Here is a 15,846-nt window from a genome sequence, read left to right as displayed (position 1 = left end):
GAATATTCAGTGTTAAACATGAGACCGCTCGACTTGCATGTGTTAGGCACGCCGCCAGCGTTCGTCCTGAGCCAGGATCAAACTCTCAAATTAATATTTGAAAATTTGACACGATAACAAAAGTTATCATGTTTATTAGCTCATTAAAATTGCTGACTTTTATTTCTAGTTCTTGTTTCCAAAAACCAGGTTGTAAAGTTCGCAAGTTACTCAATTTTTAAAATCTACTCGTGGATTTTAGTCTACTTTATAGATTTTGGAATTTTTCGAGTTCCTTTACATGGTCTTTCATTTGAAAGACTTGTCACTGTTTACTTTTCAAAGTCCAATTCAAATTAATATCAGCTTTATGCTACACAATAAAAATTTCATTTCCGGTTATTTACGTATGTAAACCTACCTTTGATATTTACTCTTTTTCTGTACCATCAGCTTTTACTTATTTGAGCAATCACTCGGCAATACCGAGCGACTTTTACATGTTACCACGCTGACACTTAACTGTCAATACTTTTTGTAGATTTTTGTTTGTCAAAATTTACTACATAAGGTACTGTTTTGCTTGATTCAGTGACAGCTTAGTTATAATAGCATACGCTATATATATATGTCAACATAAAAGTAGCTTTTATTTTATTTTTTTTCAATTATCATTATAGATGGATGTATTACATATCTTATTTATAACATACCACAGTAAAATCATTCTGTAGATATCCTTCTATAACCTTTATTTTGAAAAAATCCGGAAAATTGTTATTAATTAAATCACATATTTCTTCCGGTGAGGAATAAAAATAGTTATTTTCTCTGTTTGGAGATTTCTCATCCAAAAGATTAAAAGATATAATTTCCTTAGAAATATAGCTGAACAATCTGAGAGCATCCACTAGAAACTTTTTATTATTTCCTAAATTTATATTGAAGGTTCCTGATGCAAAAATCACATCAAATTCGTTATGGCTGAACGGATTTTCTTTAAATATATCCGTACAAAGAAATGTACCTTTCAATTTTTTAGCTTTCGCTTTTGTAATCATATGCTCAAGGATATCCACTCCTGTGTAACTGAAATCCGAAAATCCTTGCTCCAGATACTGCAGAAAATTACCTGTACCGCAGCCTATGTCAAGAATTTTCTTTCCATGTAAATCCAAATTATTGACTAAAACTTCAAAGCGCTGCCGCTGAGCATCTTCGCTCTCCCAACCAAGCAGAAAATAATCCGGCTTGTTCTTTTGATTATTCTGCATATAATAATCTTTAATTATCTCTATTTTCTTCATTTTCCTACTCCATTTAAGCCAAGTAATAATTTATACACAACTGTATTTAAATTATTACTATGTTATTAATTTCATTCTTTAAATTCACTACATCCTGATAATATGTCTCTTTTAATGCCCTGTTATAAATAATACTTGCCGGATGATATAAAGGAAATACCTTAAAAATATTTCCCGCTATATTGCAGGAATGAAGTATTCCATGCATATCTCCTATTGAAGCCTTAAAATTGCCTGTAACTGCCTTAAGAGGCACATTTCCAAGCGTAACTATTATTTGAGGTTTAAGCAGGCTTATTTCGTCATGAAGCCACCTTTGATTATTCCTGATGTCCTGAACCGTAGCAGGTCTGTTTACTATTCTTTGCGTCTTGGGATTCACCTTTCCCAATCTGTATTTTATTGTATTCGTAATAAATAGATTTTCTCTCTTTATACCAAGCACATTAATAAACTCATCCAGATTTTTACCGGCAGCTCCTACAAAAGGCTTTCTGAGTCTTACCTCCTCCTTGCCCGGTGCTTCTCCAATAATAACGAAGGGGCTTTCTATACAGCCATCCCCAAGAACTATTTCCTCATTCTTATATTCTGTTTCATATCTACCGTATAAAGCATCAAGCTCATTTCTTATATCCTTAAGCATTTAATTCCTCCACACAAATTATATAACGGAAAAATAAAACAGGCCCTTTATCTAAAGTATTTCAGACAGCTTTGCTTTTACCGCTTTTATATCACTGAAAAGCGGTACCTTTTTAGTCGAATCCCTTAATAGTGCTGCAGGATGAAAAGTCGGCATAATCCAGCAGCCTTTCTGTTCATGCCATTTCCCTCGCATCTGAGTTATTTTGATGTCTTTTGAGATTACATATTTTGCTGCCGTACTTCCAAGACATACTATTATACGCGGTCTTATCAATGCAACTTGATTCCTCAAATAAGGCAAACACCTTTCGGCTTCTTTGTCACTTGGTACTCTATTGTTGGGAGGTCTGCATTTGACTATATTCGCAATATAATACTCCTCAGACCTGAACATTAACGCATCCAGAAGAACATCCAGCAGCTGGCCTGCTGCCCCCACAAAGGGTTCACCCTTCAAATCCTCTTTCTCTCCCGGTCCCTCTCCTATAAACATTACGGGTGCATTTTTATTTCCTTTGCCTATAACAATATTGTTTCTCAGCTTTCCAAGCTCGCATAACTGGCAGCTCCCACACGCCAGATTAAGTTGTTCCCATGTTAACATCATAACCTCCACACCGAATATCGGCAAAAATTATAGCAAGGCGTCCTGTGGAGAGCCTCTGCCTCAGAGGCATATATTATTTTCAATACCTTCACAATCATTCAGGCTATAATTCCTAATATTTTTGCCATCTTATATTTCTAGTATCTGCTTATTTTGCAATTTGAGCAACAAAAATACTCAAAACCATATTTATGAAGTCAATTGCTATCGGCTAAATAAACGATATAATCATCTGATAGTTTGGGTTTGAGGCTGAAGCCTCCTAAAGTTAAAACAAATTCAAACCCAAACTGTATTCAAAATTAGCTTTTCATAATTATAACACACCAGTTTCTTTTTACAATTTATAAATGCCTTAACAAAACTCCTTTATAAAAAACAGATTGTTTTGTACTATTATTTGTAAAGTAATTCACACTATATTATAATTAGCTTAAACTTTTTGATATCTTTTTTAGGAGGAAATACCTTGGAAGACTTTTTCGTTAATAATTTTAATTCTATCAGAAATTTTATATCCGGCATTAAAATACCCGGATTTGCTACTATGATGTTTGGGGTTACATTAATATCACTAATTGTAATTTTTGCATGGGGATTTATCAGAATCAGAAATATAAAAAAGGATAACGTTATAATCACCGATTACGGCTTGCTTGATACTGAAAAAGAGTCAAAGCCATTATTCAAGCTTTCAAAAAAAGATTTCATTATTATGCTGGCAATGGCTATTTTCTATGCGATACCTGCTATTTATAACCTCGGAGGATTAAATGTCCCTGAAACAGGCTGGGCACCATCGGGAAAGGATGACGGTGTAATCATCGATTTGGGCAAAAATACCCAAGTTTCAAAATTAATGCTCTATCAAGGTTATAATGAAGAAAAATATGACGGAACAAAGTTTCAGATTAAATATTTAAATGCTGATAATATATATGTGGATTTGGAAACAATTGATAAAACGGGTTTTTATTCCTGGAAAGCAACTGCTAAAGAATTTACAGCCTCTAAAATCAAAATAGTCCCTAATGGCCCGGGGGCTGCAATTAACGAAATTGCAGTTTTTGAGAAGGCTTCCGATATTCCCTTGAATATTAAAAGTATAACCTCTTCAAACGAAAATTCAGGCGCTGAACCTATTCAAAGCCCTGACGGCAAAGCCTACAGTATTTCAAACCTAGCCGACGAACAGGAAAAAGCTGATTTTTATACTAAATCCGATACAAGCACATATTTTGATGAAGTATTCTACCCACGGACAGCTCTTGATTTTATTTATAAAATCAATCCTTTTGAAAGGACTCATCCTCCTCTGGGCAAGTATTTCGTAATGGCAGGAATGCTTATTTTCGGTGTCAATCCTTTTGGGTGGAGAATTGTCGGAACACTTTTCGGAATTGCGATGATTCCCCTAATGTATCTTTTCGGCCTTAAAATTTTTAAAAACAGATTTTATGCTTTCTGCACTGCTTTTTTAATGATGTTTGATTTTATGCATTTTGTACAGACAAGGATTTCAACCATTGATGTATATGTTACCTTCTTTGTAATTCTTATGTATTACTATATTTATGACTATTTTGTGAAGAGATCCTATAAAATGGGCTTTAAAAAATCCGTTTTACCTTTATTCCTATGCGGCCTTACCTTTGGAATAGGTATTGCCACAAAGTGGATTGCAATGTATGCTGCAGTTGGTATATTTCTTATATTTATTATTGCAAAGCTTGATGACATAGCCTGTTATACAGCCTATAGAAAATCAGGACTTTGTACAGATTTATTCGGCAGCTTCTGGAGCAAATATTTTTTCCGTACGGCATTAGCATGTGTATTGTTTTTTCTTGTCATACCAAGCATTATTTACTTTGCTTCCTATGCCTCAGTAATGCAGGTTCCCGGAAATGGTGTTAAAGAATTCTTCAATAATCAGGTTCACATGTACACCTTTCATAATGAATTGAACATAAAACATTCCTATTCTTCTCCGTGGTGGGCATGGCCTATCATGGTAAAGCCAATATGGTATTTCGGTTCTAAGGCAATGGCGGCAGAAAAGCTTACCTCCAGCATAATATGCATGGGCAATCCCCTTATATGGTGGCTCAGCATTCCTGCTCTTATTGCAGGAATAATATTTGCAATAAAAAGAAAAGACAAATATATGATAGTACCTATATTCGGTGCACTGTACCAGTATATCCCCTGGATGGTTGTACGCAGGATGACCTTCATTTACCACTATTTTTCAGTTATACCTTTTATAATGATTGTCATGGTCTATCTTATGAAAATTTTCTCAGAGTATGGCGGAAAAAAAGCAAGAAGAATTATATATGCATATTTGCTTTTGACTGCTCTTTTATTTATAATTTTCTATCCCATTTTATCCGGTATGATAGTTCCGAGATGGTATGCCAGCATTCTTCAATGGTTTCCGGGATGGAGCTTCAGATACTAAGCCCGAATTATTAATGCGGCTGGAGTGCATTGAGCTTTATCTCATTCATATTTCGCCGCATTTTTTATTAATACAAAATAAAAACCCTGCGCACAGCGTAATCGCGAATGCACAAGGCTTTTCTCTGGTGGAAGGAGATGGATTCGAACCATCGAAGCGAGACGCAACAGATTTACAGTCTGCCCCCTTTGGCCACTCGGGAACCCTTCCATGTATAATTGTCAGAAAACCGAAGCCTCCGACATGCTTACTACAAGTCACTTTCATGGTTTTACAGCTCCAAACCGTCTGTATACTTGCTTGGCACGTAGACTATAATACTACAGACTATATTGCCTTGTCAACACTTTTATCAAAGAAATTTCTAATTTGTATAACGGCTTATATAACCCCCTCATAAGCCGGATGCATCCTCAAATAATCAATTGCCTCCGGCAGTACAAAAATAATAATTCAACCCCTGAGAGCCTCCAGGAAAAAGCAAGCGGCTGAACCCCTTCTCCCATATGCTTATATGCAATGGTAGAAGGGGTTCAGCCCTATTTGACTTTCTTGCATTTAATTATTTATGAGTATATTTAATTATATCACCCAGATAATATCCCATGACATCCTGTTCAATACCTGCCGCAAGAATACTTCCGTCCGAGGAAGGAATAATGTTGAACAGCAAGGCTCCATTATTTGTTGTGAATTTAAAATCCCAAGCAACCGATCCGTCTTTTTCATTTATGGCACTCAGCAAACCGAATTTAACCTGATTTTCATGTTCTCCCGTATATCTTTCCACAGTAAGCAATGGATTCCCGTCGGCTCCCATTGCCAATGCGCTCACATAGCTGTCTCCATCATATTTGTAATCCTTCAGCCATAACTCCTCACCGGAGGAATTAAGCTTAACCATGCTCACTCCCTGTGTTTTTTCACGGTAGCTGTATGCAGTATATATATTATCGGAAGCATCAACCACAACACTTAACTGGTATGACTCCCATTCTGTCTTGTAAAGCTTTGTCCACTTCACGTTTTTAAGATCTCTGCTGACCTTCATAATATAAACCTTTGCATCCCAGTCATTTTTACTCCAACCGCCATTCATGAAGGAAAAATCCTTGCCTGCAGATGCACCTGCCACAATTAAATCTCCGTCACTTGTTTCCGCAAGGCTGACGACCATATCATGCTCATTGCTTCCGAAAACTTTGACAGCCACGAGTTCTCCTGTTGCAGCATCTATTGATGCCAGAACTCCGTTATGATTTTCAAGAGAGGCTCCGAATACACCTTCAGAGGCATCTGACATTCCTCCTGCCACAATTGTTCCGTCACCGGTTTCAACTGCATTTCCTGCCCACATCCAATACTGGTTGAATGCATCGTTGCTGGCCTTGCCCTTTGCTGTTACGCTTCCCTCACCATAGCTTTTCTGCCATATAATTTTGCCGTCCTGAGAAATCATCATTGCCGCGGCATTTCTGTCACTTTCCTGCTTTCCGTCTTTAGAAACAGTTTTAGCATCATTATATCCAGTCAGGAACAGGCCCTTTGAGGTAGTAATTATATTACCGAACCTGTAATCCGGCATCAGCTCTTTCCATATAAGCTTTCCTTCTGTATCATATTTAGCTACAATAGCATTTGATATCCCGTTTATAATTGTAACACCTGCCGCCACATAGCCGTCAGTTACTTCCTCCGCATCATAAAACCAGCTGTCACCATCAGCTGTTCCTTCCCCTCCGTAGCTTGCAATAAGTGAATAGGCTTCTCTGTTTTCCTCCGGCTCAGCCGCAGGATTTTTTGAAGCAAGATTGAGAGCATAGTCTGTTGCCTCTATAATACCCTTGCTCGAATAGGTGGCACTGCTTACCGTATCCACCTCTGTGGACTGTTTTTCAAGAATAGCCTTTATAACACCCTCCGCCGCCTGATCCACATACGGCCTGTCTTCCTTATGTTCACCCAAAGTCAGGTCAACAAGCCTGTTATCCTTTATAACCGCCGATACATGTACACCGGCATAAAGCCCGCGTGCAACTCCCGTATATGTTCCGTCCTTATATTCGCCGTTCATTGCCTCGGCTATTTTATAGCCCTTTTCTGTCACTGCCGTTTCAAGTGCGTTCTTTACAGCATTTATGATGCCTCGGCTTGAAAAGGTTGCGCCGCTGACTGTATCAACATCTGTGGAATTTTCAGACTGCATCCTGTCTGAAACACACTTTGCCGCATTAAAATACGGCTTATCGTCTCCATGTTCCTTTACATTGATATTTGCCAGCTTTCCGTCCTTTACGCTTACCTCAACCTGAATATCGCTTTTAAACCCGTAGGCTTTTCCGCTGTAACTACCGTCGGCCCAGCGGTCCGGCTTTATGATTTCTGAAGCAGAGCTGCCGTTTGTAAGAGTCACTTTTGTATCAAGGCTTTTCTGTTTGAGAAGCTTTTTTACAGTTACGCCGTCAAGGTTAACTGTTCCGTTTCCAACCGCTGCTTCAATTACCAGATTGCCGTTTACATCTGTATCGGACAGGGTTATTCCCGAACCGGCTATTTCTACTGTTTCAACATTTCCGAGGCTATAGCTCCCCGAAAAGCATAATGTTCTTGTATTTGCATAATATCTGTTAAGCATAGTAACCGCAGCTGCACGGGTCATTATATCAAGAGGCTCCAGCTTCCCGTCGTTCCCTGTCACATATCCGCCGTTTATTGCCGCGGCAACCGCATTTTTAGCCCAGCCTGCAACCTTGTCCGCATCCTTCGCCTGATTGAGAATTGTCATATCAGCGGTATCTGAAGAAATACCAATTGCTTTTGAAAGCATTACAACAGCCTCCTGCTTCGAGATCAATGCCTTCGGTGACATTACAGCTCCCGAACCGCTGATATATCCTGCTGACAGTGCTTTTGCGAATTCCTTGTAATACCATGCACCTAGCTCCAGGTCCCTGTACTTTTCAACAGCTTTTGAAGTATCTTCAAGCTTAAGCATTCTGTTTATAAACGTTATGTACTCTGCTCTGGTTACCTTGTTATCCGGATTCAGCTTTCCGTTGCTGTCCTCAAAAATCAAGCCCTCCTCCTGCCACTCCAGCATGACATCCTGCGCCCAGTGTCCGCTGACATCTGATATTTTATTGGAGCTGTGTGCCTGCGCTTTTGGCAAGCCGCTTGTAAGTAATACCGCTAAAGCCAAAAGACCGGCCATATATTTTATTTTCATCTGTTAATTCCTCCTTTTAATTTTTAAATAAAGACTCAGTACTCATAAACTAATCTTTTAATTTGAATATTTTCCGTTTATCACCCCCATTGCTGTCTATCTTTCCTATGAGGCTCATATGATTAATTAAAAACTGGGCACTTAAACCTGTCAGCAATCCTGCAAATATTCCCGAAATCAGAAGCACCGGAAGATAATAAAATATTGACACAGTTTTCATTACAACCGCCGCTACCAATATCTGCCCGGTATTATGAACTATAGCCCCCACGATACCTGCCACCCATATTTCCTTCAGTGTTAAAAATCTTCTCATTAAAAGCATGGCAAGATAACACAGCAGACCTCCGCCCAAGCTGTACAAAAGCACCATTATCTGTCCTGAAAATGCACTGCCCAAAAAAATACGGCATAATAAAATACATAATGCATCTGCCGGTCCCAATACGAATACGGCATATATATTAATAATATTGGCAAGGCCCATTTTTACACCCGGTACAGGAATGATTACCGGGATTTGTGCTTCAAAAATAAAGATTGTAAGCGCAATTGCCGTTAATAATGACATTTTTGTAAGCCTTTTTGTTCTCATATTAACTCCCACGCCGAGTTTACGGCACAAAAATTTAGTTCTTTCACAGCTGTTTTATTGGGATACCCCGTCAATATCCTGCGCAGCACCCTTTTCTATTTTGATGACAAGTTTGTTGGGTAGACAGACAACAGGCGCTCCCGACTCTGAAATCCAGCCCTGATGAACACATATTTTATCCGGGCAGTCTGCCTCGCATACGCATATGCGGCCATTCTCCACCAAAACAGTGTTATAGCCGTTCTCTCCTTTGAATCTGAGTGTATAAGGAGCTTTTACACCGCTGAGCTCAACGGAATATACGCATACTCCGTCACGGTAAATTTTTGCTGTAGTTCCGCTACTTTTTACCGGCTTTAGCAATGCAATAGCAGAGCCAAACAGTATCATAAAAAATATCAGGCTCCATAGCTTTGTTCTTTTCATTGTTCTATTACCGTAAGAGTATGTCCTGAATAGTCCTCAGAAAAGCTGAAATTATCCCGCAGCCCTTCTGTTACATACACACTGCCCTTTTCAGAAATAAATACAGCCTCAAAGTCCCTGTGCTTCCGCCAGAATTCAGATGCTTCCTTGATACCCATTATAAATAAGGAGGTAGAAAGAGCCTCTCCGTATATTCCCGTATCAGTCACAACAGATACTGATATAAGACCTGCTTTTGCCGGGTATCCCGTTACAGGGTCAAAGATATGCCAGTAAACCTTGCCGTTATCATCCTTAAAATAACGCTCATAGCCCCCTGAGGTTATTACTGTCCTGCCGTCTATCAAAACCGTGCCTATATAATTTTCACCCTCAGGGTTTTTTATTCCTACACGCCAGCAGGAGCCATCCGGCTTTTTTCCAAGAGTCTGTACATTTCCGCCCAGATTTACCATTGCTGATTTTATACCCGCATCAGAAAAAATTTTAAGTACGGCATCTCCTGCATATCCCTTTGCCAAACTGCCGAAATCCATCATCATACCGTCAGGAAGGGATACAGAAGCCTCAGCCTTATTAAACCTTATTTTTTTGTAGTCGATGTTCTTTAAAAGCCTTGAAATAGAATCCTTATCCGGCACCCTGTAATTGTTCGTGGTGAAGCCCCACTCCCTGACTAAAGGATAGACCGTTACATCTAAAAGCCCGTTGGTAATATCACCGTATTTTATTCCGGCTTGAATCAGAGAAGCCGTATCCGGCGAAACCCTGCCGGACTTTTTTTGATTAATGCCATAAACCTCACTGTCAGTATTTGTTGTGGATAGCAGCCCCTCCAGCTCTAAAATCCGTTTTTTTGCTTCATCCATAACAACAGCCTCCGCACCGTATGCAGTCAGCTGCATCACCGTATCCATAGCAAAGACGGTTTCACTGACCGGCTCTTCATGCACACCTGAATATGAAGCTTGTGTGCTGCAGCCGCTTAGCAGTGTTATAATAAGCAACCAGATAATTAAAAATTTTTTCACGCTAACCTCCGCATACCTCTTATGCCGCACCTCACTAAAATAATTACTGCTTTGCATTTTTAAGCGCATCCTCAACTGCCGATATTATTCCCTTTGAACTGAAGGTTGCTCCGCTCACAGTATCTACAGAGGTACTCTGCTTTGACAGTATATCTCCTATCAGCTCCTTTGCAGCTGAAAAATAAGGCTCATCCTCAGAATTCTTTGTCACTGCAATATCTTTAATAATGTCATTCTGGATTTTAATATTTACTGATATCAGTCCCACATATCCCTCACCGCTGCCGCTGAAACTTCCATTTTTATATTTGTATTTCACTGCGGGAGGAGGTGCAGCCTCAGAAACCGAAGGCTTCTCTTCCGGTTTTTTTGCTTCCGGTGGCCTTGTTTCCCCATCCTCACCATTTTTCACAGCTTTTCCGGTTTTGCTTTGAGCCTTGTCAGCACCAGCCTGCACCGGACTGGCAGCACTTCCTCTGGAATCTTGTTTTATTCCTGTATTTTTGACACCGGAATCTGATTCCGTCAAGGGTACTTCCTTACCGTTCTCTTCCTTATCAAGCTCCTTGCTATCCTCCTCTTCGGGAGACTCTGCATTATCAGAACTGAGCGGGGTTTTTTCATTGTTTTTACCGTCTTCATTTTCATATGTATCCATAATATCTCTTGCTTCAGACGGCGCGGATTCTGATACAGCCAATGCGGTATCCTCCTCTTGCCTTACACTTCCTGCAACTGCTCCGGGAACATTTAACGTAAAAATGCAAACCAGTGCAAATGAAACCAATGCCGTTGTGTACGGAACCACAGAATAAGCCGCGGGCATTCTTCTTTTTTTCCATGCCTTTTCTACTCTCATAGCGGCATATAAAAGAAAGACAACGCTGTATACGACAACTGAAATTCTATAGCTTATATTTCCGTTTATTGCCCCCGGAACCGATAAAAACATCACATGCAAATAAATCAGAGCATAAAACAAATATGCACTCTTTTGAAGCTTCTTCCATGTCTTTCCGTTCATATGCCTGCGGATTAATTTGAAGGATGTCACCGTCAGAGGTATCATCAGGCAAAGAAGAATAATTGTTATAACCCCGGCTGTAAATTGTGTTGTCTTTAGCATTGAGGAGTTAATAAACATCATCTTAAAATAAGTAACCCCGTAAGCTGCATTATGAGTCAAGGTCAAAATACTTGCCAGGATGGAAAGCTCTGCCCTGACAGGCATCAATACCCGTATTAGCTTTGAATTATTCGGAAGAGCTCCCGTATACATTACAATTACGAATAACGCAGTTGCAAATGTCCCCCGCGAAAAGAGCGTCAAAACCCATGTGTTTACCCAGCCAGGCAAAGCCGATACGGTCCCCGATACCATTCCGGCAAAAACAGCGGCAGAAATAACAGCTGCCGAGATATAACACAATACAGAATGTTTTTTTATAAAATTTCGTCCTGCAAAAACAACAGCCGATGCAAGACACAATGCAATAATAAATAGCATATAAGTCCTCCCCCTTGCAGATTTATAAATTATTACCAAAAGTCAATTACTATCGGCTAAAAGCCAACGATGTCGGACGATAGTTTGGGTTTGAGGCTTTAACCGTAATTGACCTGTCAGCCTTCTATGTTGAAAATCCGGCTGTATACTGCTTATAATCAAGTTAGTTTAAACTAACTTAATTGCTTAAAAAACGCTTCCTGAGGAAGCGGTAGTTATCTGACTTTCCAATGTGAAAACCCTATCAAAGGAAATTACAGATAAAAGTATTTTGCAGTTAGTTTAAACTAACTGTTATAAGATATCACTTTTCCATTTTATAGTCAATAGTAAAATATCATCTTTTTTATAATTTACAATTATTTTATTTATAAAGCAAATATACCCAGATACAATCTGCGTTCGAAACCGGCATAAAAAAATAATTCGGCAAAAACTTTCATTATATAAGCCTCAAGAAGGCAGACTCTTTGTGTAATTCTTATATACTTCCTAAAACACAAAAAAGGTACTGAGTTATTATCTCAATACCTTTTGCTTTGGAGCTGGCGGACGGAATTGAACCCCCGACCTGCTGATTACAAGTCAGCTGCTCTACCTGCTGAGCTACACCAGCATAAAACATGCTAATTTACTACATCTAACCATCTAAGCAAATGTTTTACTCAACTGCTTACATATAATAACACGATATTTATGTATATGTCAATACTTTTATTTGTCCATAGACAAGAAATAACCCTTTCTGCTTTTTATCAAGAACTTTAAACAGCAAGCCTGGTTGAATACCGGTATTATTCCGGTAAACCTCTACATCTTCAAACCTGCTGCTACATATATAAATATAAATGCCTTACGGCCATTACCTTAAACTTTTATCTTCCTTTATAATAAATAACAAAAGCCCTTCAGCTTAATACTAAAGGACTCTTGTGCTGACTTATATCAGCAGATAAATTTCAAATGGCGACCCGGAACGGGCTCGAACCGTCGACCTCCAGCGTGACAGGCTGGCATTCTAACCAACTGAACTACCGGGCCATTTAAAAAATCAATGGTGACCCATAGGGGAATCGAACCCCTGTTATCGCCGTGAAAGGGCGGTGTCTTAACCGCTTGACCAATGGGCCTTATTAAAACATCGTCTGACTTCCGCTGACTGACAAAATACATTGTACTTAGGACTATATAATTTGTCAAGTATCTTTTTTTATTTCAAGCTATCATTTAATCAATTTTTTCATTAAGGACAGCTCAACTAAATAACTGAAAAGAAACTTGGTGACCCATCGCAGATTCGAACTGCGGACACCTTGATTAAAAGTCAAGTGCTCTGCCAACTGAGCTAATGGGTCATAATTTGCGGCGTGGCGTTTGCGACCACAAGTATAAATAATACTTAATATTCTCTTATTTGTCAACACTTTTTTTGGTATTTTTCAAAAAACTGATTATATGACACCAATAGAAATTCAATCTGAGAGTACGTCAAATAAAACTGTAAAATCCATAAGGAAGCTCCCTCAGGATTTTACAGTTTCAAAAATTAATCAAGGCTTGACTATTGGCTTATTTCAGTGCTGAAGCCTATAGTTTCTCAATAATCTGCTCTCTGTCTTTTCCAACGCCTATTAAGCCAATCCTGACACCTACAAGCTCTTCAATCCTGTTTAAGTACTTCTTGGCGTTTTGAGGAAGCTCATCGAAAGATTTAACACTTGAAATATCTTCTTTCCACGGTTCAAAAACCTCATACACCGGTTCACACTTTGCAAGCTCGTTCAAGCTGGCGGGAAATACCCTTGTTATTATCCCGTCTTTTTTGTAGCCTGCACATAACTTTATTTCGTCGAGCTTTCCAATAGTATCAACATGATTTATTGCAAGCGCAGTTAATCCATTTATTTTAGCGGCATACCTTATCATAACGGTGTCCAGCCAGCCGCACCTTCTCGGCCTTCCTGTTGTTGTGCCGTACTCCCACCCAAGCTCTCTTATGGCATCGCCAACTGCATTGTCCTGCTCTGTAGGAAATGGGCCGGCTCCGACTCTTGAGGTATATGCCTTCAATATTCCATAAACCTCGTTTACATATATGGGTCCCACCCCTGAGCCGGTACACACACCTCCGGCAGTTGGGCTTGAAGATGTTACATATGGGTATGTTCCAAAATCTATATCCAGGAAATTTGCCTGAGCGCCTTCAAACAATATATCCTTTCCCTGATCAATAGCATCAGCCAGAATACTGTTGGTATCCTTAACATACTTCTTTATTTGCTCTGCATAGCCCAAATACTCATCAATAATACTTTCTGCATCATATGGCTTTCCGCCGTATACTTTTTCTATTATCAGGTTTTTCAGCTCAAGATTTGACCTTACCTTTTTTATAAATTCATCCTTTTCCATAAGATCACACATTCTTATTCCAGAACGCTCAATCTTATCGGCATAGCAAGGGCCTATGCCTCTTTTTGTTGTCCCGATTTTACCTTCCTCTGATCTGAAATTTTCCTGAAGCTCATCCAGACCTATATGATAAGGCATTATAACATGTGCTCTGTCACTTATAAGAAGGTGCTCCGTTGTTATTCCCCTGTCATTTAAATCCTTTATTTCCTTAAGCAAAACTGCAGGATCTACAACAACACCATTTCCTATAATACAGGTTTTATCTGTATGAAGTATCCCCGACGGAATCAGATGCAGTGCGTACTTAGCTCCATTTGCCACAATAGTGTGCCCCGCATTATTTCCCCCGGAAAACCTCACAATAAAATCGGACTTTTCAGCAAGCATATCTATATACTTGCCTTTGCCCTCGTCACCCCATTGAGTTCCTACTACTACTCTTACGGCCATTATAATATCCTCCTGTCTATTTGAATGCAAACACGTATTTCCAACTAATAAAGCTTTTTATCAATTTTCCACTTCACTTTACTAAATCAACCTATTAAATTATAACTTAGTAAAAAGTATAATACAACAAAAACTCGTATATCTATACAATTACAATAAAAAGAGACTCCGGCAAAAATGTGGCGGCAGCAATAATGTATGAGCCTTAACTTATACAGGTTATCGCAACAGCACCCGTTTTGCGAGTCTCTTTTTTAATCAGAAGCTTGTCCTCAATATTTGAGTTATTTTGATTCTAAATATTTATTTAATTCTTCTACTAATTTATCAGCATCAATCCCATGGATTGCACAAGCATCTTCAATACTTTCGCCTGAAGCGGAAGGGCAGCCCAAGCAATGCATACCGCTGCTTAAAAATATCGGTGTAGTCCCTCTGTCCAAATCCAGCACATCGGAAATAATCATATCCTTAGTAACCTTTGCCATATAATAAACCTCCTTGATAATTGATTAATAATACCTTTTCACATTCATTGCTATTATACACTAATGAATTTTAAAAATATATAGAAAATGTAATTAATGCATGGTCGTAAACACTATTTGCATTTCCTGTATTCATTTTTCCCTATTTCATATAAATTATTTCCATAGCAATCAATTATAACTGTAAGCGGAAAATCTTTAACTTCAAGCTTTCTTACCGCCTCTGCACCTAATTCCGGAAAAGCAATTATTTCCTGTTTTTTTATGCATTCAGCCATTAATGCTCCTGCCCCGCCAATAGCACCGAAATATACCGCACCGTATTCCTTCATTGCATTGATAACGTGCTCATTTCTAAGCCCCTTGCCTATCATTCCTGTCTCTCCCAGCTTAATTAATTCAGGTGCATACGCATCCATCCTGTAGCTGCTGGTTGGCCCCGCAGAGCCGATAATTTCGCCCTCCTTCGCAGGACATGGCCCAACATAGTATATTGTCTGATTTTCTATATCAAATGGCAGTTTTTTATTTTCTTTCAATAATTCTATCAGTTTTTTGTGTGCAGCGTCCCTTGCAGTATATATTACTCCGCTCAATGAAATTGTATCTCCTGCCTTTAATTCTTTTACCGTATTTCTGTCAAATGGTGCTGTTATATTGTGATGCATATTACAAATCCTTCCTTTCACTGTACTCAAAGCAC

12 protein-coding genes, 5 tRNA genes and 1 rRNA gene are annotated in these 15,846 nt (G+C 39.0%); 1 reads left to right on the top strand and 17 read right to left on the bottom strand.

The window, feature by feature from the left end:
• The 4 genes from LY28_RS14465 to LY28_RS14450 form a co-directional block, all read right to left on the bottom strand.
• Positions 1-93: ribosomal RNA gene (locus LY28_RS14465) — 16S ribosomal RNA — on the bottom strand; the annotation flags it as partial.
• A 584-nt stretch (positions 94-677) separates the two neighbouring features.
• Positions 678-1,286 carry a class I SAM-dependent methyltransferase gene (locus LY28_RS14460; protein ID WP_110462901.1) on the bottom strand — a complete coding sequence of 203 codons (609 nt, stop codon included), beginning with the start codon at positions 1,284-1,286 and terminating at the stop codon, positions 678-680.
• Positions 1,287-1,332: 46 nt separating this feature from the next.
• Positions 1,333-1,932: a uracil-DNA glycosylase gene (locus LY28_RS14455; RefSeq protein ID WP_110462900.1), complete on the bottom strand. Its 600-nt coding sequence runs from the start codon at positions 1,930-1,932 to the stop codon at positions 1,333-1,335.
• Positions 1,933-1,983: 51 nt separating this feature from the next.
• Entirely contained in the window at positions 1,984-2,538 is a 555-nt protein-coding gene (locus tag LY28_RS14450) for a uracil-DNA glycosylase (RefSeq protein ID WP_110462899.1), read from the bottom strand.
• Positions 2,539-3,010: 472 nt separating this feature from the next.
• Between LY28_RS14450 and LY28_RS14445 the strand changes: the two genes are divergently transcribed.
• Complete coding sequence (locus tag LY28_RS14445) at positions 3,011-5,005, top strand: phospholipid carrier-dependent glycosyltransferase (RefSeq protein WP_242981305.1); 1,995 nt, start codon at positions 3,011-3,013, stop codon at positions 5,003-5,005.
• Between the two features lie 125 nt (positions 5,006-5,130).
• Here LY28_RS14445 and LY28_RS14440 read toward each other — a convergent pair.
• From LY28_RS14440 to LY28_RS14380, 13 genes are all read right to left on the bottom strand, one after another.
• A tRNA-Tyr gene (locus LY28_RS14440) sits at positions 5,131-5,215 on the bottom strand.
• 352 nt (positions 5,216-5,567) lie between these two features.
• Complete coding sequence (locus tag LY28_RS14435) at positions 5,568-8,231, bottom strand: FMN-binding protein (RefSeq protein WP_110462898.1); 2,664 nt, start codon at positions 8,229-8,231, stop codon at positions 5,568-5,570.
• Positions 8,232-8,280: 49 nt separating this feature from the next.
• Complete coding sequence (locus tag LY28_RS14430) at positions 8,281-8,826, bottom strand: Gx transporter family protein (protein ID WP_110462897.1); 546 nt, start codon at positions 8,824-8,826, stop codon at positions 8,281-8,283.
• A 54-nt stretch (positions 8,827-8,880) separates the two neighbouring features.
• Positions 8,881-9,252: a NusG domain II-containing protein gene (locus LY28_RS14425; RefSeq protein ID WP_110462896.1), complete on the bottom strand. Its 372-nt coding sequence runs from the start codon at positions 9,250-9,252 to the stop codon at positions 8,881-8,883.
• Positions 9,249-10,283: an FAD:protein FMN transferase gene (locus LY28_RS14420; RefSeq protein ID WP_165835578.1), complete on the bottom strand. Its 1,035-nt coding sequence runs from the start codon at positions 10,281-10,283 to the stop codon at positions 9,249-9,251. Before LY28_RS14420 ends, LY28_RS14425 begins: the two co-directional genes overlap by 4 nt.
• A gap of 43 nt (positions 10,284-10,326) precedes the next feature.
• The gene (locus LY28_RS14415) at positions 10,327-11,790 is read right to left on the bottom strand and encodes an FMN-binding protein (RefSeq protein WP_110462894.1); all 1,464 of its coding nucleotides are present in this window, start codon (positions 11,788-11,790) and stop codon (positions 10,327-10,329) included.
• 540 nt (positions 11,791-12,330) lie between these two features.
• Positions 12,331-12,406, bottom strand: a tRNA-Thr gene (locus LY28_RS14410).
• 348 nt (positions 12,407-12,754) lie between these two features.
• Positions 12,755-12,831, bottom strand: a tRNA-Asp gene (locus LY28_RS14405).
• Between the two features lie 14 nt (positions 12,832-12,845).
• Positions 12,846-12,920, bottom strand: a tRNA-Glu gene (locus LY28_RS14400).
• Between the two features lie 149 nt (positions 12,921-13,069).
• Positions 13,070-13,145 (bottom strand) — tRNA-Lys (locus LY28_RS14395).
• Between the two features lie 232 nt (positions 13,146-13,377).
• Positions 13,378-14,655, bottom strand: coding sequence for an adenylosuccinate synthase (locus LY28_RS14390; RefSeq protein WP_110462893.1), 1,278 nt, complete (start codon positions 14,653-14,655; stop codon positions 13,378-13,380).
• Between the two features lie 284 nt (positions 14,656-14,939).
• Complete coding sequence (locus tag LY28_RS14385) at positions 14,940-15,143, bottom strand: DUF1858 domain-containing protein (protein ID WP_110462892.1); 204 nt, start codon at positions 15,141-15,143, stop codon at positions 14,940-14,942.
• Positions 15,144-15,256: 113 nt separating this feature from the next.
• On the bottom strand, positions 15,257-15,811 hold the full coding sequence (locus LY28_RS14380) for a Fe-S-containing hydro-lyase (protein ID WP_110462891.1): 555 nt from the start codon (positions 15,809-15,811) through the stop codon (positions 15,257-15,259).
• Positions 15,812-15,846 lie beyond the last annotated feature (35 nt).

Source organism: Ruminiclostridium sufflavum DSM 19573, assembly GCF_003208175.1.
In the GTDB taxonomy this organism is placed as follows: Bacteria; Bacillota; Clostridia; order Acetivibrionales; family DSM-1351; genus Ruminiclostridium; species Ruminiclostridium sufflavum.
This window is presented reverse-complemented; position numbering and strand designations above follow the sequence as displayed.

Bases quoted from the DNA above. Each gene is read 5' to 3' on its own strand.
- LY28_RS14455 (WP_110462900.1), bottom strand. From the start codon at position 1,932: ATGCTTAAGGATATAAGAAATGAGCTTGATGCTTTATACGGTAGATAT.
- LY28_RS14460 (WP_110462901.1), bottom strand. From the start codon at position 1,286: ATGAAGAAAATAGAGATAATTAAAGATTATTATATGCAGAATAATCAA.
- LY28_RS14415 (WP_110462894.1), bottom strand. From the start codon at position 11,790: ATGCTATTTATTATTGCATTGTGTCTTGCATCGGCTGTTGTTTTTGCA.
- LY28_RS14435 (WP_110462898.1), bottom strand. From the start codon at position 8,231: ATGAAAATAAAATATATGGCCGGTCTTTTGGCTTTAGCGGTATTACTT.
- LY28_RS14385 (WP_110462892.1), bottom strand. From the start codon at position 15,143: ATGGCAAAGGTTACTAAGGATATGATTATTTCCGATGTGCTGGATTTG.
- LY28_RS14390 (WP_110462893.1), bottom strand. From the start codon at position 14,655: ATGGCCGTAAGAGTAGTAGTAGGAACTCAATGGGGTGACGAGGGCAAA.
- LY28_RS14380 (WP_110462891.1), bottom strand. From the start codon at position 15,811: ATGCATCACAATATAACAGCACCATTTGACAGAAATACGGTAAAAGAA.
- LY28_RS14425 (WP_110462896.1), bottom strand. From the start codon at position 9,252: ATGAAAAGAACAAAGCTATGGAGCCTGATATTTTTTATGATACTGTTT.
- LY28_RS14450 (WP_110462899.1), bottom strand. From the start codon at position 2,538: ATGTTAACATGGGAACAACTTAATCTGGCGTGTGGGAGCTGCCAGTTA.
- LY28_RS14430 (WP_110462897.1), bottom strand. From the start codon at position 8,826: ATGAGAACAAAAAGGCTTACAAAAATGTCATTATTAACGGCAATTGCG.